The sequence below is a fragment of the Limosilactobacillus fermentum genome, from assembly GCF_013394085.1.
GTDB lineage: Bacteria > Bacillota > Bacilli > Lactobacillales > Lactobacillaceae > Limosilactobacillus > Limosilactobacillus fermentum.
Genome location: NZ_CP040910.1, coordinates 940,640 through 959,333, shown reverse-complemented (window position 1 = coordinate 959,333; position 18,694 = coordinate 940,640). Strand labels below are relative to the sequence as shown.

General features: G+C 55.3%; 18 protein-coding genes and 1 riboswitch. Of the genes, 1 reads left to right on the top strand and 17 read right to left on the bottom strand.

Features of this window, described 5'->3' with window-relative positions:
- Nucleotides 1–8: 8 nt before the first annotated feature.
- From FG166_RS04770 to dnaE, 12 genes are all read right to left on the bottom strand, one after another.
- On the bottom strand, nt 9–563 hold the full coding sequence (locus tag FG166_RS04770) for an SAG1386/EF1546 family surface-associated protein (protein ID WP_003683187.1): 555 nt from the start codon (nt 561–563) through the stop codon (nt 9–11).
- 60 nt (nt 564–623) lie between these two features.
- Complete coding sequence (locus FG166_RS04765; RefSeq protein ID WP_003683188.1) at nt 624–2,081, bottom strand: RecQ family ATP-dependent DNA helicase; 1,458 nt, start codon at nt 2,079–2,081, stop codon at nt 624–626.
- A complete protein-coding gene (locus tag FG166_RS04760; RefSeq protein ID WP_240839895.1) occupies nt 2,071–3,108 on the bottom strand; it encodes a YpbB family protein in 1,038 nt (345 codons plus the stop codon). Before FG166_RS04760 ends, FG166_RS04765 begins: the two co-directional genes overlap by 11 nt.
- 226 nt (nt 3,109–3,334) lie before the next feature.
- Nucleotides 3,335–3,913, bottom strand: coding sequence for an ECF transporter S component (locus FG166_RS04755; protein WP_003683198.1), 579 nt, complete (start codon nt 3,911–3,913; stop codon nt 3,335–3,337).
- A 96-nt stretch (nt 3,914–4,009) separates the two neighbouring features.
- Nucleotides 4,010–4,129, bottom strand: a riboswitch (FMN riboswitch).
- A 55-nt stretch (nt 4,130–4,184) separates the two neighbouring features.
- Nucleotides 4,185–4,910: a pseudouridine synthase gene (locus FG166_RS04750; protein ID WP_003683200.1), complete on the bottom strand. Its 726-nt coding sequence runs from the start codon at nt 4,908–4,910 to the stop codon at nt 4,185–4,187.
- Nucleotides 4,911–5,498 carry an SMC-Scp complex subunit ScpB gene (gene scpB, locus FG166_RS04745; protein ID WP_003683201.1) on the bottom strand — a complete coding sequence of 196 codons (588 nt, stop codon included), beginning with the start codon at nt 5,496–5,498 and terminating at the stop codon, nt 4,911–4,913. It lies immediately after the preceding gene.
- Entirely contained in the window at nt 5,476–6,264 is a 789-nt protein-coding gene (locus tag FG166_RS04740) for a segregation and condensation protein A (protein ID WP_003683203.1), read from the bottom strand. Before FG166_RS04740 ends, scpB begins: the two co-directional genes overlap by 23 nt.
- A complete protein-coding gene (locus tag FG166_RS04735) occupies nt 6,257–6,640 on the bottom strand; it encodes a hypothetical protein (RefSeq protein WP_003683205.1) in 384 nt (127 codons plus the stop codon). Before FG166_RS04735 ends, FG166_RS04740 begins: the two co-directional genes overlap by 8 nt.
- Nucleotides 6,621–7,499: a tyrosine-type recombinase/integrase gene (locus tag FG166_RS04730; protein ID WP_003683207.1), complete on the bottom strand. Its 879-nt coding sequence runs from the start codon at nt 7,497–7,499 to the stop codon at nt 6,621–6,623. The genes FG166_RS04735 and FG166_RS04730 overlap by 20 nt, the downstream gene beginning before the upstream one ends.
- Complete coding sequence (locus FG166_RS04725; protein WP_003683209.1) at nt 7,492–8,379, bottom strand: CvfB family protein; 888 nt, start codon at nt 8,377–8,379, stop codon at nt 7,492–7,494. Before FG166_RS04725 ends, FG166_RS04730 begins: the two co-directional genes overlap by 8 nt.
- Before the next feature lie 155 nt (nt 8,380–8,534).
- A complete protein-coding gene (gene pyk / locus FG166_RS04720) occupies nt 8,535–9,956 on the bottom strand; it encodes a pyruvate kinase (protein ID WP_003684953.1) in 1,422 nt (473 codons plus the stop codon).
- Between the two features lie 137 nt (nt 9,957–10,093).
- Entirely contained in the window at nt 10,094–13,393 is a 3,300-nt protein-coding gene (gene dnaE / locus FG166_RS04715) for a DNA polymerase III subunit alpha (protein ID WP_003683211.1), read from the bottom strand.
- A 126-nt stretch (nt 13,394–13,519) separates the two neighbouring features.
- Between dnaE and FG166_RS04710 the strand changes: the two genes are divergently transcribed.
- Nucleotides 13,520–13,711 carry a YjzD family protein gene (locus tag FG166_RS04710; RefSeq protein ID WP_262350941.1) on the top strand — a complete coding sequence of 64 codons (192 nt, stop codon included), beginning with the start codon at nt 13,520–13,522 and terminating at the stop codon, nt 13,709–13,711.
- 71 nt (nt 13,712–13,782) lie between these two features.
- On the opposite strand, the gene pepT is transcribed toward FG166_RS04710, so the two are convergent.
- Genes pepT through FG166_RS04685 form a run of 5 tightly spaced genes read right to left on the bottom strand, consistent with a single transcriptional unit; the run spans nt 13,783 to nt 18,575 of the window.
- Complete coding sequence (gene pepT, locus FG166_RS04705; RefSeq protein WP_003683215.1) at nt 13,783–15,024, bottom strand: peptidase T; 1,242 nt, start codon at nt 15,022–15,024, stop codon at nt 13,783–13,785.
- Nucleotides 15,025–15,043: 19 nt separating this feature from the next.
- On the bottom strand, nt 15,044–15,865 hold the full coding sequence (locus FG166_RS04700; protein ID WP_003683218.1) for a Nif3-like dinuclear metal center hexameric protein: 822 nt from the start codon (nt 15,863–15,865) through the stop codon (nt 15,044–15,046).
- Nucleotides 15,858–16,559 carry a tRNA (adenine(22)-N(1))-methyltransferase gene (locus FG166_RS04695; RefSeq protein ID WP_003683220.1) on the bottom strand — a complete coding sequence of 234 codons (702 nt, stop codon included), beginning with the start codon at nt 16,557–16,559 and terminating at the stop codon, nt 15,858–15,860. The genes FG166_RS04700 and FG166_RS04695 overlap by 8 nt, the downstream gene beginning before the upstream one ends.
- Before the next feature lie 8 nt (nt 16,560–16,567).
- The gene (locus FG166_RS04690) at nt 16,568–17,242 is read right to left on the bottom strand and encodes a potassium channel family protein (RefSeq protein WP_003683222.1); all 675 of its coding nucleotides are present in this window, start codon (nt 17,240–17,242) and stop codon (nt 16,568–16,570) included.
- On the bottom strand, nt 17,235–18,575 hold the full coding sequence (locus FG166_RS04685) for a TrkH family potassium uptake protein (RefSeq protein WP_003683224.1): 1,341 nt from the start codon (nt 18,573–18,575) through the stop codon (nt 17,235–17,237). The genes FG166_RS04690 and FG166_RS04685 overlap by 8 nt, the downstream gene beginning before the upstream one ends.
- Nucleotides 18,576–18,694: the final 119 nt, after the last annotated feature.

Below are 18,694 nucleotides of genomic sequence, written 5' to 3'. Positions count from 1 at the left end.
CCTAAATATTACTTAACCCGCAACCGTTCACCGGGATGAATTGCCGTGGTAGTGGTGATGCCGTTTAAAGAGGCTAACTCAGCCACCGTCAAGCCATTATCCTTGGCCACCCGGTAAATCCCTTGTCCGGACTCAACAGTTGTGTAAACAGCCGTCGTTGACGAACTGCTAGCACTCGAAGAACTTGCCAACGCGGATGAACTAGAGGTGCTGGCCGCCTTACTTACAGAAGAACTGCTACTGGCCTGTTTCCCCTTACTCACGCTAGCTGATGAACTGGTTGAGCTGGCTTTTTTTTTAGACGTTGCTGTCGAAGATGACGCCACCTTCACCGTTCGTTGCGGGTGATTAAATGACTGCTGGTGGTTAACCCAGTATAAAACCGGGGTCGCCGCCAAAATAATGATCAAGACGATTAAAATCGTGGTGATTTGGGCGTTGTGCGTACTTTGCTTGCGGTGTGCCATCCGCGATAGGTGCCCTTCTTTATCGATGTCTTGGTTATCGGTAAAGGTCTTATCCCAGAGCTTTTCGTTCCGTTGATCTTCCCGGCGTTGAGCCATGTGCCACACCCCCTTAAGTAGATTTCATCAACGATTGTAGCGCATCAAAGCGCCGTGTGTCTAGCCCAACCCCTGTCGGTTGAACAAAGTTGCGACCCGGTTTCGCCAATCGAGGACGGACGAAGCCACTCGCCGTTTGACCGCGGGCAGTTGCAAAGCGGTCACCGTCCAGTCCCGGTTGGTCAGGTCACAACACCACTCGACCTCCGCCTCCAGACTTGCTTGGCCAAAGTAGGCTAGTAAATTAGTTCGCCGGCACTTGTCTTCCTCGACGTAACTTAACATCCGTTGCACCTGGCGGCCCCGCTTTTGTTCTAGGTCCGCAAAAAAGCGCCACACCGCCTGCCCGTCCATTCCCTGGTCCAGGTAGTAGGTGACCACGCGCTTAGCCTCCCCTAAAAGATCGGCCTTCACCTTGCCCGCCTTGATTTGATCTAAGACGGCGGGGCTTGGTAAATCGACGTGGTTTAACAAGAGTGGCAACTGCTCATCACCGTGACAATATAAGAGCACGGCTAAGGACTGGCGGCCATCTCTACCAGCCCGACCAATCTCTTGGACGTACGCTTCTAAACTCCCCGGCATCTGAAAGTGGATCACGTAACGGATGTCTTGTTTATCAATCCCCATCCCAAAGGCCGACGTGGCCACCACTAGGTCCAATTCTCCACCTAAGAACTGCTGCTGAATTCGGTAGCGGTCAACGGGGTCAACCCCGGCGTGGTAAGCCGCCACCCGTAAGTTGGCTTGTTGATTTAACCAGTCCGCCAATTGGTTGGCCCCCTCACGGCTGGAGAGGTAGACCACCCCACTGGGCCCTAATTGGTTGACCAGTTCGAGAAGGCGGCGCCGCTTTTCGTCTTGGTCAGCTAGTTTTTGGACGGCCAGGAAAATATTGGGGCGATTAACCGATTTAACGACCCGCACCACCGCGGCCGGATTGAGGCCTAGACGCTGAATGATATCATCTTGGATTGCGGGGGTGGCCGTAGCCGTCAGCATCAATAGCCGCGCGGGGTTGACCGCTTGAATGGCCTGGGCAACCCGGAGGTATTCCGGACGAAAATCAGGGCCCCACTGGGAAACGCAATGGGCCTCATCGACGACAAACAGGCTAATCGGTTGACGGTGCAACGCCCTTAATACGGCGGGCTTGAGCAAGGTCTCCGGGGAAGTAAACAAAAACTTAAGCTCCCCTAGGTGGCTCAGCACCCACTGTTGCTCTTGGTAATCGAGGCTAGAATTGAGGCTCGCCACCGGCCCTAAGCCATCGCTACGCAGGCGATCAACTTGATCTTGCATCAAGGAAATCAGGGGGGCGATGACCACCACCAAGCCGTCTAACATTACCCCCGGGAGTTGGTAAAGGAGGGTTTTGCCGGCCCCGGTTGGCAAGACGGCCAGGGTTGGCTTCCCCGCCAACGTCGCTTCAATCGTCTCCCTTTGTCCGGGACGAAAGTCAGCGAAACCGAAAAACCGTTTCAGTGCGGTGCGGACTTGTTGTTCATCAATGGTCACTGTTTTGACACCTCATGATTTGGTACAAGCGAAACAAGAAAAACTCCTGGTTTAAGTCCAGGTCCGGGTGGGTCGCCACGAACTGCCAACTCGCCACCGGTCCTTGATAGCGATTTGCCAACTCTTCTAGCATCCCGGCCGGAAAGAGGGTGCGCCAGTCCGCCATCCCGGGGGTCAAAATGGCGGCGGTTAACAGGTGATCACGGATCGTCGACAATTTACGGTGGCGACGACGACTAATTGCCACGGGGCTTTGACCGGTCAAAAAATCGGCGACCGTCTGCTGGGCGCTGGTCGTCAACGGGCTGTTAGAAATTAGGGGACCCACCAACTGACTGAGCGGCCCGGGGGTGGTGGCTAAGTAGGCTCCTAACCCTAGCCAGGCGTCATGGATAATGATCACCGTTTCGCCCTCACTCACCCGGAGCTCACGCGCTAACTGACCAAGCGTTGCCCCGCTGGTCTGGTGACCGATTAACAGGGCCGCTAGCACCTGGGGCAAGCGGGGATCCACTTTTTCTAGGGCAGCAAAGGCGGCGGTAACCTGCTGTTCAACGGCCCCTTGGATCCCCCGCCCACTCTTGAGGAGCCACTGCTTAACGGTTCCCAGCTCGTAGTTACCAAGGTTTAAGGGACGGTAGCGACGATTATGGTGGGCAAACTCGGAAACCACTTGAATCCCCAATAGGAGCCGGTTGGCCAAGCGTTCCGGGTTAATTCGCCACCCCCAGTTACCGAAACGGGGTTGGTAGTGTTCAGTCAATAAGCGTTGCTTTTCGACTAACCCCGCGGTGGTCAACCAGGCCTGGCCTTCTTCTTGCACCATTAGCCCCGCCGTGACCTGCTGGTTCATCCATTTGTCAAACTCCGCCCGCTTTAACTGACGTTGACCGGCGACGGCCTCCTGAATTCCGTAGACCATCGCCCAGAACATCGTCGCCTCTGACAAACGGTTTTTTAACAGGTTTTCAATTACTCGAAACCGCCGCGGTTCCTGATCAAATAAAACCAACCAGTAATCGTTCACTGCTAGCCCCCCTTTTACACTTAGCATACGGTGTTTTGCCAAGCCTGACAAGCACCTATAAACAGCCCTTACCATAAGAAAAAGGACCAGGAGAAAAGACGTTTTTCTCCCAACCCCTGACTGGATTCATAAATATTGGACGGAAAGTGACCTCAGACCTAAGTCTAGGTACGGTCTTTTTCGAGGGTCATTTCCCACTCCCTAGTGATTTTCAAATGCGCTCCAATTAACGGTCTAACCGGGCGGCCACCCAATCCCGCAGGCTCCAAGCCAAGAAACCAAAGATCAAGCTCAACAAGATTCCCTTAATCAGGTTGAAGGGCACCACCCCGATTGCTACTAGCTCTGGCAGTGGTAAGCTTGGTTTCCACCCCCACAGGGCCATGTAGGCCGGCGTTAAAACAAAGTAGTTTAATAAAGACATTACCACCGTTAGGGCTACCGTTGCCCATAGGCCACCAAAGAAGAGGCGCCGCTTCAAACTTCCCTTGCCCCGGCGAAGGAACCAAGCAAACGGCAACAAGAGCGACATTGACGACAGCAGGTTGGACAAAACACCCAGTAGCTCGCCAACCGACATCCCGTACATCAAGCCGTGCAAGAGGCACTTGATGGCCGCCACGATGATCCCGGCCACCGGACCGTAGAGCCAAGTGGCGATCAAAACCGGCAGGTCGGAAAAGTCCATTTTCAAATACGACACAACCGGAATGACCGGGAACTCAAACAGCATTAAGACAAAGGCCAAGGCACTCATGCATGCCAAGACGGCTAGGCGCTGAACGCGGGTATGGGTAAGAGACATAGTATAACCTCCAAGAGGTCATCTTCTTGGTTTCAACCACTACCACGAAAAAACCGGGGACACCATCAGGGCGTCTCCCGGTTGAAACATCGTTGTGATGATCTTCTACATACCAGACTTTACTGTCGGCACCCGGAATTTCACCGGGTTCCACCGCGTGTGCGGGTTGCGGGCTATACCGCCGGTCGGGAATTACACCCTGCCTTGAAGACAAACCTATTAATTTATTTAATTCTTAACCATTATAACCCACCCAGCTCTGTATTTCAAATTAATACAACTTGCGTAGGGCTCGCACCTCATCGACCTTGAGCTTACGGAACTGGCCTGGATTGAGCCCAGCTAGAGTCAGCGGTCCATAACTTTCCCGGTGCAACTTAAGCACGGGGTGGCCGACCGCTTCCATCATCTTTTTAACCTGATGGTAGTGACCCTCGTGAATGGTTAACTTAACCACCGAGGTCTTTTGGCGTTGGTTTGCTTCGAGTAGTTTGGTCCGGGCCGGTTGGCTCTTTTTGCCATCAATTTTAACCCCTTCGCGGAGCAGCCGCATCTCATCGTTTGAAACGAGGCCTTTGACCTTGGCGATGTAGACCTTATCGACTTCAAAGCGGGGGTGCATTAACCGGTTGGCTAATTCCCCGTCGTTAGTCATCACCAAGAGGCCGGTGGTGTCGTAATCGAGGCGCCCCACCGGGTAGACCCGCGTTTGCACCCCTTCGTTTTTTAAGATATCGACCACCGTCTTGCGCCCCTTATCATCGTGGGCCGAAGAAATGACCCCGCGTGGCTTATCGAGCAAATAGTACTCGTGTTGCTCTTGTTCGACCGGTTCGCCGTTGACCATCACCTCATCGTTGCCATCAACTTTGGTCCCCAGCTCGGTTACTACCTGACCATTGACCTTCACCTTGCCGGCGAGAATTAGGCCCTCCGCAGCCCTTCTGGAGGCAACCCCGGCGTGGGCGATCACCTTTTGCAGACGTTCTTTTGCCATCTATTCGTTTTCCTTTCCTTCTTCAGTTCGTGATTGTAGCGCCCGTAAGAAGACGTCCCCGTCCAGGTCGTCTTCGGTCAAGTCGGTTTGCAACGGTGGCAGGTCCGCTAACGACTGCAGGCCAAAATAGTCCAAAAAGGCCGGGGTTGTGACGTACCTGAAGGGGCGGCCGGGTACTTCGAGCCGGCCGTGGGTCTGGACCAGTCCCCGCACCACGAGTTTTTGCAGCGACCCCGAGCTTTGCACGCCACGGATGTCGTCGATTTCCAAGCGGGTTAGTGGCTGCTTGTAGGCGACAATGGCCAAGACCTCCAAGACGGCTTGCGACAGTGGGGTGGTTAGTGGAACCTCAAAGTAAGTTTTCATAACCGGCGCCAGTTCCGCTTTGGTGGCCAAACGAAAGACCTCCCCGCTATTAAGCAGGGTTAAAGCGGTCTGGGGGTCGGCCTGGTACTTTTCTTGTAGGCGCGTTAATAGTTCGTTGACGGCTGGTTTCATAAACCCGGTGATCCGGGCCAGGTCAGCAACACTGATCCCCTCGTCACCAGCGATGAAGAGCAAGCCCTCAATTTGTGCGATATTCTCCATTTCGGTATTCCTCGTTTCGTGGGCCCGGCATTACAATCAGCGGGCCGAAGCGTTCAGATTGGGCCAAGGCAATCACCTGGTGTTTAGTCAGGTCCAAGACCGCCAAGAAGGTCGTTACCAGACTGTCTTTGGTCCAATCATTTTCAAACAGGTCCTCAAAGCGGGTTGGCTTGGTCACCACGGTAATCACGTGTTCAATCCGCTCGGCAACCGTCACCGGGTCGGGATCGACGGTTTGGGTAATCGGTTCGTGAAAGTGGTGGCGCTTGACCACGTCTTCAAAGGCCCGTTGTAACTCTTCAATGCCAACCCCCGGGGCAAAGCGGGTCTCTACCAGGTTCTTTGGCACCGCCATTGCTTCTCTGGTGTACTCCCGCTGCCGGTATTCTTCTTTATCCTTTAGGGCCGCCGCTGCCTTTTTGTAGCGTTGGTACTCTAAAAGTTGCGCCACCAATTCCGCCCGGGGATCCTCTTCTTCAGGTGGTAGCTCATCTTCAACCACCGGGGGGCTCGGTAATAGCATCGCACTCTTGATTGACATTAAGGTCGCCGCCATCACAAAGTACTCCCCGGCGATGTTGAGCTGGTTTTGCTCCTGTTGGTGCAAAAATTCAACGTACTGGTTGGTAATCTTGGCGATTGGAATGTCGTAGATGTCGACTTCGGCCTTTTTGATCAGGTGTAACAAGAGGTCTAGCGGTCCCTCAAAGTCACCTAAAACCAGCGTCGGTTGCCCCACCAAGCGGGCCAGTTCTTGTTCAGCCATTTAAATCCCCTCCCTGGCGGTAGTAGCGATCACGGGCCCAGTTGGTCACTACCCCCTGGGTGGTCAAGGTTCCCATAATCCGTTTTTGGGGGTACCTCTCCTGCAGGGCCGCTAGCAAGGCAAACACGTTTTTGCCCGCCCGGTCACTGGGCGTAATGGAAAGGTGCCGGACTAACACGTAGTCTTGGCCAACGGAAACCACGACGATCCCGGTGAATTGGCCAATCGTTTCGTTTTGCCACAGGTAAATCAGCTGATCGGACTCCCCCGACCAGTCAATCGCCGCTTTTAGCCGGTGGTAATCCTTAAAGGGGGGCAACAGTGACAGTAACCCCATCGCAATCTTTTGGTAGTCCTTACGGTAAGCAATCAGCATGGTGCCCCTCCTTTGCTTGCTCTAAGTACACTTGGGTCGTCAGGATGCTTTGGTGCCCCATCAGTTGCTGAACAAGGCTTAAATCAGCACCGTGGGCTAGCAGGCGGTAGGCAAAGCCATCCCGGACCCGCTGGGGGGTTACGGCCCCCTCAATGTTGGCCCGCTGCCCAGTTGCGTTCACAATCTCCCAGATTGACTGGCGCGATAGGGGCTGGCCCCGGTTATTTAAAAAGACGTATCCCTCATCGGTCGCCGACTGGTCGGCCCTGGCGGTTAAGTAGGTCGTCAAGTACGTTTGGGCCTGTTCGTTGAGCGGGACCAAGCGCCGGGAGGACTGCCCCAGGTAGACGACCCCCAGTTCCAGGTCGAGGTCACCCGTTTGCAGGTCCCGAAGTTCGTTAGCCCGCGCCCCGGTCGCCACCAAGAGTGCAACTAAGGCGCGGTTGCGTTCCCTAGCCACCCCCTTGCCCGGGACGTGATCAGGTAGCAAATCCGCCTCTTGCGGCGTTAACCCGACCGGGGCCAACCGGGGCGTTTGCTTAGCCTTCAGCAAGGCGACCGGATCGTGGTTGACCTGCCCCGTCACCTGTAAGTACGCATAAAAGCGACGTAGGCTGCTAATCCGGCGCTGAATCGTCGTTGTTCGCCGGCCCTTATCGTTTAACGATTGTAAGTACGCCGTTAAAGTGGCCCGGTCCACTTGCTGCCAATTAGTGACCCCCCGACTGGTTAAATAGGCGGCCGTATCCCGCAGATCCGTCAAGTAACTGGCGATAGTCAACTTGGCGCCCCCCTTTTTAGTCAACCACTCCTGGTAGCTGACTAGTGAAGCTTGCAGGGCGTCTGACCCCTTATTCATTTACTGGCGCCTCTTTGATTAAAATTAGCCGGCCGTTGACCTGGCTGACCAAGCGGGCCTTTAAAAGGTGGCCAACCGCCCGCTTAAACTGCCCCTTGGAAATCCCTAACAGCTCCTTGATTTCTTCTGGTGAACTCTTATCGGTCAGGGGGAGCTGCTTTTGCGGTGCACGTTTCAACAGCTCCAGGATCTGCTTGGCGTCATCATCGATTGCCTGGTAGGCCCGGGGCTTTAAGGACAGGTTCAGGCTACCGTGGCCGGACAAACCAATCACCCGTGCGTTAACCACTTGACCCAAGCGCGGTTCCTGGTCCCGCTCGCTGGGGTGAATAAAGCCCAGGCAGTAATTATCGGTCAAAACGAGGGTACCGGCCATCTTCAACCGGTAGACGGTCGCCTTAACGTTCCAATTGACCATCTTCTTTTCGGGGCGGTTGGCGATCGTTGCAAAAATCGCTTCGTCCGCGAGGGTCCCCCACAGGCGGTCGTGGTCATCGACGCGCAAGGCGATCAAGAGGCGATCGCCCGGTTGGGGCCAGAGGTGCTTTAAAGTCGGCAGTTCGTCCAAGGAAACCACCACGTCCTTGTTGGGCAAGCCAATGTCAACAAAGACCCCCAGGTCGCGGCGCACCGCCACCACCGTTCCGAAGTCATAGTGATCGACGGCAACGGTTGGGATGTGTTGACACGTCATCTGGAGCTGGTGCTGGTCGTTTTCATAAACGAAGCCGGAGACCGATCCGCCAATGTGGAGGACCTGGGGGGCTTCATCCTTGGGGAGACGGTAGGTCTGCCCGTTGCGATCCGGTTGGACAAAGTAGTCCTGGTCGTTTTCATCAATCATGACTGCCGTCACGACTTTACCAAGTGCTTGGTTCATTTCATTTCCTCCGCTTACCTAGTGCTTAACTAACAACCTATAATACAAAAATTTACGCCAAAAGAAAAGGAGCGTGGCGAAGCCGGTTGACTCCGCATCACGCTCCAAGCACTTAACCGGGACCCGTGCTCGCTTACGTTCCCCAGTTGAATTGCTTACTTAACTTCTTGCACCCGCATCATGTTGGTCGTCCCGTGTTGACCGATTGGCAAACCGGCCACAACGATGATCTTGTCACCAACGTTGGCAAAGCCTAAGTCCTTGGCTTCCTTGGATGCTAATTCAAACATTTCATCGGTGCTGGTTGGCTTTTCAACCACGTACGGTTGAACCCCCCAGTTGATCATCAGGCCGCGTTCCGTGCGTTCATCAAAGGTGAGCGCCAAGATGTCAGCGGAAGGACGGTACTTAGAGATCATCCGGGCCGTGTAACCAGAAGCGGTAGCGGCAACGATTGCCTTTACCCCTAAGTCACGGGCAGCCGTGGCAACGGCGGAACCGATCGTTTCAGTTACGTCAGACTTGTCAAAGTCAAAGACTTCCCGGCCAAACTTGTCCAGGTTGTTTTCGGCCTTGATGTCGATCCGGTTCATAGTGGCAACTGATTCAACTGGGTAGTCCCCGTTAGCGGATTCACCAGACAGCATCGTTGCGTCGGTGCCGTCAAAGACCGCGTTGGCAACGTCGGAAACTTCCGCCCGGGTTGGCCGTGGGTTTTCTTGCATCGAGTCTAACATTTGGGTGGCGGTGATGACCGGCTTGCCCAGTTCGTTACAACGACGAATCATGTTCTTTTGAACCAGCGGAACGTTTTCGGCCGGAATTTCGACCCCCATGTCCCCACGCGGAACCATCAGACCATCAGCGACTTCGATAATCGCTTCGAAGTTGTCAATCCCTTCTTGGGATTCGATCTTCGGGAAGATTTGAACGTCTTCCATGTTCTTTTCGCGCAGCAAGACCCGAATGTCTTCGATGTCTTGTGGCTTCCGAACGAAGGAAGCGGCGATGAAGTTGATCCCGTTGTCCAGACCAAAGTTGATGTCACTAGTATCCTTTTCGGTGATCCCTGGCAAGTTGATGGAAACGCCCGGTGCGTTAACCCCCTTGCGGGAACCGAGGATTCCGTGGTTCAAGACGTGGCAGACAAGTTCCTTGTTTGCTTCATCCTTTTCGTCCACCAACATGTCGAGCAGGCCATCATCAAAGAGAACGTGGCCGCCTTCGTGAACGTCGTCAAATAAACCGGCGTAGGTAACGGCGATCTTTTCCTTCGTCCCTTCCAGGCTGTCGTCCATGGAGATCCGAACCTTGTCGCCGATGTTGAATTCGATCTTCCCTTCCTTTTGAACGGTCGTCCGAATTTCAGCCCCCTTGGTATCAAGCATGATTCCAACGTGCTTGCCAGTAATTTCTTCGGCCTTGTGGACGTTTTCAATCCGCCCGAGGTGTTCTGGGTGATCACCGTGGGAGAAGTTAAACCGGAAAATGTTCGCCCCGGCGTTAATTAACTTTACAATCGTGTCAACATCCGTACTTGCCGGCCCCAAAGTGCTGACAATCTTGGTCTTCTTCATAAGTGACATCTCTCCTTTTGCGTTTTCCGGACTAGTTAGTCCCTTTTTTCACATTGCCTATCATAGCACCTTTTGGGGTGGGTGTCTTGTATATTTCCGGCATTTTTCGCTGTAAACGGTTTCTTGATTTGGTTTACCTAACTTAACGCTTGGAAGGCCAAATTGCTCCTCCCCACCAGGTTAATCAAACCCTCTTGGACCACCCGTTGCTTAGCTAACCACAGTTGCCCGGGCAGTTGAGTGGCTTTTTGAGTGACCGGGTCGTAAATCACCACTGGGACGTTGCCGGCGTGTTCCTTAGCCAAGGCCTTGATCCCGTCGGTCACCGTGGTCTGCGCAACCCCACTAGGTAAGCGGAGTACCCAACGGTGGTCGGCCGGGTGTAATTCCCGGTTGACCACCTGGGCGTCGGTCACTTGATCGGCTAAGAGTTGGACCTGGCCCTCTCGTTGCTCGGTCTTGGCCGTAATCAAGTAAATCCCGTTGACCCTTAACTCACCTTCGAGCTGGGTGAAGAGGCGGTTAAAGATCGTCACTTCAACTGCCCCGGTTTCGTCACTAGCGGTTAAAAAGGCCATTGGTTTGTGCTCGCGCTTGGTCGTTACCTTTCGCATTCGGGTCACCATTAAAACCAACCGTACCCGCTGGTTAGGCCGTAGCTGGGCCACGGTTGGTAACTTTAACTTGGTTCGGAGGTCTTGGTACTGACTAACCGGGTGCCCCGAAAGGTAAGTTCCGAGGACCGCGTGTTCGCGGGCCAGGCGAACGGCGAGCGGGTACTCATTGCGTTGGGCAACCACGGGTGCCATCCCCAAGCCCAAACCGGCGTACTCGGCGCCCTCCAAAATCGCCTTTAAACCCTCGGCCATCTCAGCTCGGTTGTAACCAAGGTGATCCAAGGCCCCCGCGTCAATCAGGGGTACAAAGAGGGCTTCCTTGTGCCACTTGGCGTCGAGGCGGTTGACCAGGTCGGGCAAGTCCTGGTAGGGGCCGTGTTGGTTGCGTTCTTCAATGATTGCCCGAATAAAGTCACGGCGCAGGCCTTTAATCATGTCTAACCCCAGCCACAACTCCTGGTCGACTAGGCTCACCCGTTCTTGGCTCTGGTTGATCGCCGGTCCGTGGGTGGTAATCCCTAGTTGCTTAGCCTCGCTAAAGTAGGCCCAGACCTTACTGGTATCCGGGTCGGTTTCCATCAGGGCCGCTAGGAATTCGGCCGGGAAGTGGACCTTTAAGTAGGCCATTTCAAAGGCCATCTTCGAATAGGCAACCGCGTGGGAGCGGTTAAAACCGTAGTTGGCAAACTGGTCGATGTAGGCAAAGACCTGTTCGGCAACGGCGTTCGAGTAGCCCCGCTTGTTGGCCCCGGCTAAGAAGGCCTCCTTCATGCTCGCCATGGTCGCTAGTTTCTTTTTGCTCATCGCCCGGCGTAACAAGTCGGCCTCGCCCAGGCTAAAGCCCCCCATCACCGCCGCCACCTGCATGACCTGTTCTTGGTAAACCAAGATTCCGTAGGTCGGTGCAAGAATCGGGGCTAGTTCCTTAGCCGGCAAGTTAACCGCCTCTTGGCCCTTCTTTCTGGCGATGAAGTGGTTGATGTTGTCCATTGGGCCCGGCCGGTAAAGGGCGTTGACGGCGACAATCTCTTCAAAGTTATCCGGGTGCAAGTTGACCAAGGTTTGGCGGATCCCACTTGATTCAAACTGAAAGATCCCACTGGTCTGGCCGCGGTCAAAAAGGGCCAGCGTCGGTCGGTCATTTAAAGCAATGTGGGTGAGGTCAAAGTCCGGCTGGTGCTGGTGGATCAAGTTAAGCGCCGTTTCCACCGTCGTTAAGTTACGCAAACCCAGCAGGTCAATTTTGAGTAGCCCCAGTGATTCGACGGTGTCTTTTTCAAACTGGGTCACGAGCATCGCCCCCGGCTCGTTACCGGCCTGCAGGGGCACCGTCTTGATCAAAGGTTCGGCGGCCAAGACAACTCCGGCGGCGTGAATCGAATCGTGGCGGGGTAAGCCCTCTAGCTTGGCCGCCACTTCCAGCAGGCAGGCCACGAGCTTGGAATCGCGGGCCAGGTTTTGGACCGGCTGGGCGCTTTCCAACAGGTCGGCGAGGGTCTGGTGGGGCCCCTTAACCCGGTCGATCACCTGGCTGAGCGAGTCGACCTGATACTTGGGTAAGTTAAAGACCCGGCTGACGTCGCGCAGGACTTGCTTGGTCCCCAAGCTGCCGAAGGTGATGATTTGGGCAACTCGTTCGTGACCGTAGTGGTGGTGGAGGTAGTTTAAGACCTCCTCGCGCCGGTTATCCGGCAGGTCCAAATCGATATCTGGCATCTGGGCGCGCTCCGGGTTCAAGAACCGTTCAAACAACAGCCCGTATTGGAGTGGGTCGACGTCGGTAATTGCCAGGGCGTAAGCCACCAAGGACCCGGCCGCCGACCCCCGGCCAGGTCCGGTCAGGATCTGGTGTTGGTGCGCAAAGTTCATCAAGTCCCAGACAATCAAAAAGTAGTTGTCAAAGCCCATCTGGTGAATGACGGTTAATTCATGCTCCAAGCGGGCCTGGTACTCGGCGGGATCACCGGCCAACTTTCGCTTAGCCAACCCCCGTTGACACAGTTCGCGTAGGTAGTCAGCCACGCCCTGGCCGGCCGGAGTCGGAAAAGCGGGTAGGACCGGCGTTTGATCGGCAAAGTGGACCTGGCACCGTTCGGCCACCGCCACCGTTTGGGCCGCTGCTTCCGCAAGCCCCGCCGCCCGGTAGGCCGCCGCCACCTCTTCAGCCGGCCGCAACCAGTGCCGACCCGTTCGCTGACTGGCCTTGAGGGGGTCTTCAATCGTGTGGCCGGCCTTGATTGCCCGTAAGACCTGGGTGGCAAAGTAATCATCCTCGTTGAGGTACTCGACCGGCTCGAAGGCAATTAGGGGCAGCCCACAGCGCTCGGCGACGGCTTGTAAGTCCTGGCGCTCGGCCGCCGTGAAATCGAGGTTAATCCCCAGGTAGTCGGCCACTTCTCCGAGCTGGGCGTACGTTTGCTCACTAACGCCCAATAACATCAACTGCGGGGCCACGATCACGACCAGGTCGTCTGAAACCTCCCGTAAATCTTCGATGGTTAGTGGTTGGTTGGCCCGGTCGGTCATCGCCCTGGTCGAGAGGCGGGTTAGGTTTTGGTAGCCCACCGCCCCCTTGGCCAGCAGGGTGACGTCTAAGGTTCCCTCCGCAAAGGTGAGCGGTAGGCTGACGCCGATCACCGGGTGTAGCCCGGCTTGGTTGGCCCGGCGAACGAAGTTGACCGCCCCGTACAAGACCCGCGCATCAACAAGGCCGACCGCCTGGTAGCCCCGCTCTTTAGCTACCGCCACCAGCTCCGCGGGGCGAACCGGCGCCTCTAGTAGGGAGTACATACTCTTAACGGCTAAGGGTACAAAGCCCATTTCAACCCCTCCTTTTCTTCTTACTTATCTTACCACAGGGCAAGTTAATAACTTCACTGTTCTCCCCCTTCATTTTGTGCTAAAATACCAGTGTACTTTAAAGGGGTGAACTTCATGAAATTAGTAATGCAAAATGTAATGGCCGTCTTTTGGGGCGTCATCTTCGGGCTGGTGATTGGTTACATCGCTGGTCAACTTGAATCGGCGACCACTAACTTCACCACCGCAGCGATCCTTGGTGGGGTGGTAGCCTTGATCTTCGTTAACGTGATGTCTTGGATGACTAGTCACGCTGACCCGTCACGCCACACTAACTAGCCGGTCAACAATCAACTCAAAAAGGGAACGAACTTGGGTGCTGCCCAGTTCGTTCCCTTTTTTTGTTGGCCTTATTCTTCGGCGTTTAAGGCGATCATTTTCAACAAGACGTCCACCGCTTTTTCCATCGTTTGGACGGAAACGTATTCGAAGCGGCTGTGCATGTTTTCACCCCCGGCAAAGAGGTTTGGCGTTGGTAGGCCCAGGTAAGAAATCGTGGAGCCGTCCGTCCCGCCCCGCACCGGGTAAATGTCGGGCTTGATGCCCAGGTCTTCCATCGCCTTTTTGGCCAGTTCAACCACGTCTTCGTGACCCTTCAAGGCGTCCTTTAAGTTATAGTACTGATCGTACAAGTTAAGGCTGATCCGGTCCTCACCAAGGTTAGCGTTTAGGTCGCGCACGATCGCCCGTAAGGCCTCCTTGCGCGCCTCAAAGAGCTTCTTGTCGTGGTCGCGAATCAGGTAGACTAAGCGGGCGTGGTCAACCGTGCCATCGAACTTGTAAAGGTGGTAAAAGCCCTCCCGGTCGGCCGTCTTTTCCGGCCGGTCGTGCACCGGCAGTTGGTTTTGTAAGTCGATCCCCACCTGAATGGCGTTGACCATCGTGTCCTTGGCCGTGCCGGTGTGAACGTCCTTACCCTGGATGTCGATCTCGGCTTGAGCGGCGTTGAAGGTTTCGTCCTCTAGTTCCCCCAGCGGGCCGCCGTCAATCGTGTAGGCAAAGTCGGCACCAAAGTCTTTAACGTCGAAGTGATCGGCCCCGGTCCCGATTTCTTCGTCCGGGCCCAAGCCGATTTGGATCTGACCGTGCTTAATTTCCGGGTGTTCCTTTAGGTAGGCCGCCAGGGTAATGATTTCGGCCACCCCGGCCTTGTCGTCGGCCCCGAGCAGGGTCGTCCCGTCGGTGGTCACCAGGGTTTGACCGGCGTACTTCTTGAGGGAGGGAAATTCGTCAATCGTCAACTTGTAACCCGAATCACCCAGGGGAATGTCACTCTGGCCGTCGTAGTCTTCCACCACCTGGGGGTTAACGTTTTCGGCGTTAAAGTCCGCCGTATCAACGTGGGCGAGGAGCCCCATCACCGGCACCGGTCGGTCGATGTTGGCGGGGATGGTGGCTAACAGGTAGGAGTTTTGGGGGTGAATCCGCACGTTTTCAAGCCCCAATTCCGTCAGCTCGGCTGCTAGCTGCTTTAAAAAGGCCGTTTCCTTAGGGCTAGACGGTACCGTTTTCGATTGGTCGTCTGAGCGGGTTTCCACCTTGGCGTACTTAATGAAACGTTCCAATAATCCTGGGTACTTTGAATCTGTCATCTTGATGCTTCCCTTCTAACTACTTTGTGACAAACTGAAACGGCTCGGTGTTGACTCGGGAGCGGTAAAGCGTGATTGACCACTGGTGCTCTTGTTGCCAATTTTGCAACAAGTTAGCCAATTGGTCAATGGCGACCGCTTCAATGTGGTGGCCGGGGTCAACTAACACCACCCCGCTTGCCTGGGCATCGTGGGCGGTGTGGTAGGAAACGTCCCCGGTCACGTAAGCTTGGGCGCCCTTTTGCTGGGCGTTTAAGTAAAACTCACTCCCCGAGCCCCCCAAAATTGCCACCCGTTTGATCGACGCGGGGGCCGGTGTCGGCGTAACCACCCGTAAGCCGGTCACCCCAAAACTGGTTAGGCAGTGCTTAGCAAAGTCACTGACGCTAAGCGACTCCTTAAGGTCACCGATCCGGCCCATCCCAACTGGTTGACCGGTAATGGGGTCGTAGCCGGCCTCCACCAGGGGGGTCGTGTTATTTAACCCCAACTGATCGGCGAGCCAGTCATTCATGCCCCCGTTGACGGTATCGAGGTTGGTGTGGGCGGCGTAAACCGTAATTTGATGGGCTAAGAGCTTAGCGTACATGGCGTTTTGTGGGTTCCGGGTATCTAAGTCCTTGGCCGGCTTAAACATGACCGGGTGGTGGGCAAAGATGAAGTCCACCCCCTGGTCAATTGCTTCGTCGACGACTGCCGGCCGAACGTCGAGGGTGGTCATCACTTTGTGCACCGGTTGATCAGGGTTACCAATTTGCAGGCCACTATGATCCCAACTTTCGGCCAGTTGTGGGCTGGCAAAGCGCTCAAAGCGGGCAATGATTTCGGTTCCCTTAGTCATCTTCTAAAACCCCCTTTATTAGCGCCACCCGGGCTTCGTAAGCGGCCAAACGGTCGGCCGGAACCTCCTTGGCCCCGCGCATTTGCTCGATGGCGTACTGATCCCGGGCTAGTTCCTTTTGCCACTTTTTAACGAAGACCGGCCCCCCCGCTTGAATTAACAGGGGACCAAACAGGGCCTCGCGTTGGTTGTAGGCCACCGGGTTAGGCGTCGGGGTGGCCACGATGATTTCGTAAACGTGGTCATCTTCTTCTAGGATCTCTTCGTGGATAATTTCAAAGTGGTGCTTAGCCAACCAAAGGCGCAACCCCTCTTCGCCAACGTTTGGCTGGAGGATCAAGCGCTTGACCCCTTCCAACTTCTCCTGGCCGGCGTCCAAGATCTTGGTGATCAAAGTCCCCCCCATCCCGGCAATCGTAATCGTGTCAATCCGGTCTTCTTTTCGAATTGCGTCCAGGCCGTTGGCGAGGCGGGGAAGCAAGTGGTCAGCTAGGCCGCGGTGCTCCACTTCTTTTAGCATGTTTTCAAAGGGTCCTTCGACTACTTCCCCGGCGACGGCAAAATCGATTTGCTGAGCCATCAACAAATGGGCTGGCAAGTACGCGTGATCGGACCCAATGTCGGCCAGACGGCTCCCCTTGGGAACTTGTGCTGCCACGGCGGCTAAGCGCTTTGATAAGTTCTGTGCATCCATTAAATTTCCTACCCTTCACCAATAATTTCGTTTAAATGTTGTATGTTTTCCGTTTTACCCAGGACGGTAATCCGGTTGCCCTTTTCAACCCGGTCTTCACCAGCCGGCAGTGTGTTGGCCTGGTCGTCTTTAGTGACGATGGCGATCACGTTGACTTGGTAACGATTCCGAAAGTCCAGCTCGCTGAGTGTCTTGTTAAAGAAGCGGGGGTTGACAACGGTTACCTCGGCAATCGTTGTGTCGTCGCTGATGTGAACGTAATCGATCAGGGACGGGTTGAGCTTAGCAAAGATCAAGCGCTTGGCCAAATCGTGCTCGGGACGAACGACCAGGTCGGCGCCGACCCGCTGTAAAACCCGGGCGTGGTTACGGTTCTCCGCCCGGCAGATAACGTCTTTTGCCCCCAGGTCCTTAGCGATTAGGGTCGCCATGATCGAGGCTTCAATGTCCTTGCCAATCGAAACGTACACGTGGTCAAAGGTGCCGATTGAAAGGTCCTTTAAGGCCTCTTCGTCTTGGGCGTCGGCAATCACCGCCCGCATTACCGAGCCGGCTAAGTCATTGATTACTTCTTCGTTAGAATCAATGGCTAGGACTTCTTGCCCCGCTTCGACCAGGGCCTCGCACAGCGCCGAGCCAAACTGGCCAATGCCGATCACGGCAAAGCTTTCTGTTTTATCCAATTAGAACACGCTCCTCTGGGTACCGATACGTTTGACGGTGGGGCTGGGCGTTAAAGATCGAGAACATCACCGTGTAAATTCCCACCCGCCCGATGAACATCAGGGCGATCAAAATCATTTTGCCTAAAAAGTTAAACTGGCTCGCCATTCCCACCGAGATCCCGGTCGTCCCAAAGGCCGACACCGCCTCAAAGGTGACTAAAGACAGAGCATCGTGGCTCGGCAAGGGCTGGGTTTCGGCCAGCAGGAAAATTGCCCCGGATAGGATCACTAAGGAGATAAAGACCAGGGTCAGGGCCCGGAAGACGTTTTCCTGAGCAAAACGGCGGTGGGCTAAGGTGGTGTCGCGGCGCCCACGCAGGGTCGCGAGTGTCTGGAGGGCCAAGAGCCCCACCGTGGTGGTCTTGATCCCGCCGGCCGTCGAACCTGGCGTCCCCCCGATAAACATCAGCAAAACGGTGAAGGCCAAGCCGGCTGCCGACAGTTGGGTGTACGAAAAGGTCGTTAACCCGGCCGTCCGCGGGGTGATCGCCATGAACACCGTGTTGACAAAGCGGTTAAAGCCATCCATTTGGCCGGCGAACTGGTGGAGGTTGCGTTCCGTAATTAAGTAGACGATCACGGACCCCACCATGATGACCGCCCCGGTGCGCAGGGCCAACTGGGTGTGCAAAGACATTTGGCGGTGGCGCCGGAAGGTCAACAGGTCATCCCAGACCAAGAAGCCAAACGAGCCGGCGATAATTAACAGGGCGACCACCGTTAGCAAGTAGGGATCCTGGCGGAAGTTGGCTAGCGAGTTACCAAAGAGGTCGAACCCGGCGTTACAAAAGGCGGCGATGGCGTGAAAAACGCTGTACCAAAGCCCCTTCAATAATCCGTAGCGGGGCCCTAAGTCACACCACAAGAGCAGGGCGCCGACCACTTGAATCAATACCGACAAGCGGATGATCAACCCTACCACCTTCAATTGCGAAAGGTGGTCTAAGTTGAGGGCTTCTTGGGCCAACAGGCGCGTTGACATCTTCATCCGGCGCCGAATCAGCATCGACGCCATGACGGTAAAGGTCATAAAGCCCAGCCCCCCGACTTCCATTAGGACGGCAATCACCGCTTGACCAAAGGGCGACCAAAAGCTAGCGGTGTCAACCAAGGAGAGGCCGGTAACGCAAGTGGCGCTCGTCGACGTGAACAGGGCCGTAATAAATGGAGCCCGCGCTCCCCGGGTGGCCAAGGGCAACATCAACAGCCCCGTCCCCACCAAGATCACAATTAAAAAGCCCAGCGTTAACAACTTGGGAAAGGATAACTGATGATTTTTGATTTCAACCACGACCGGACCGCCCTTCTTTTAGCCCCTATTATTACTCATTTACCCGGCCAACGTCAATTGACCGCCGCGATCAAAGACCATAAAAAGGGGCGGGAAAATTGCTTCTCCCGCCCCAGTTG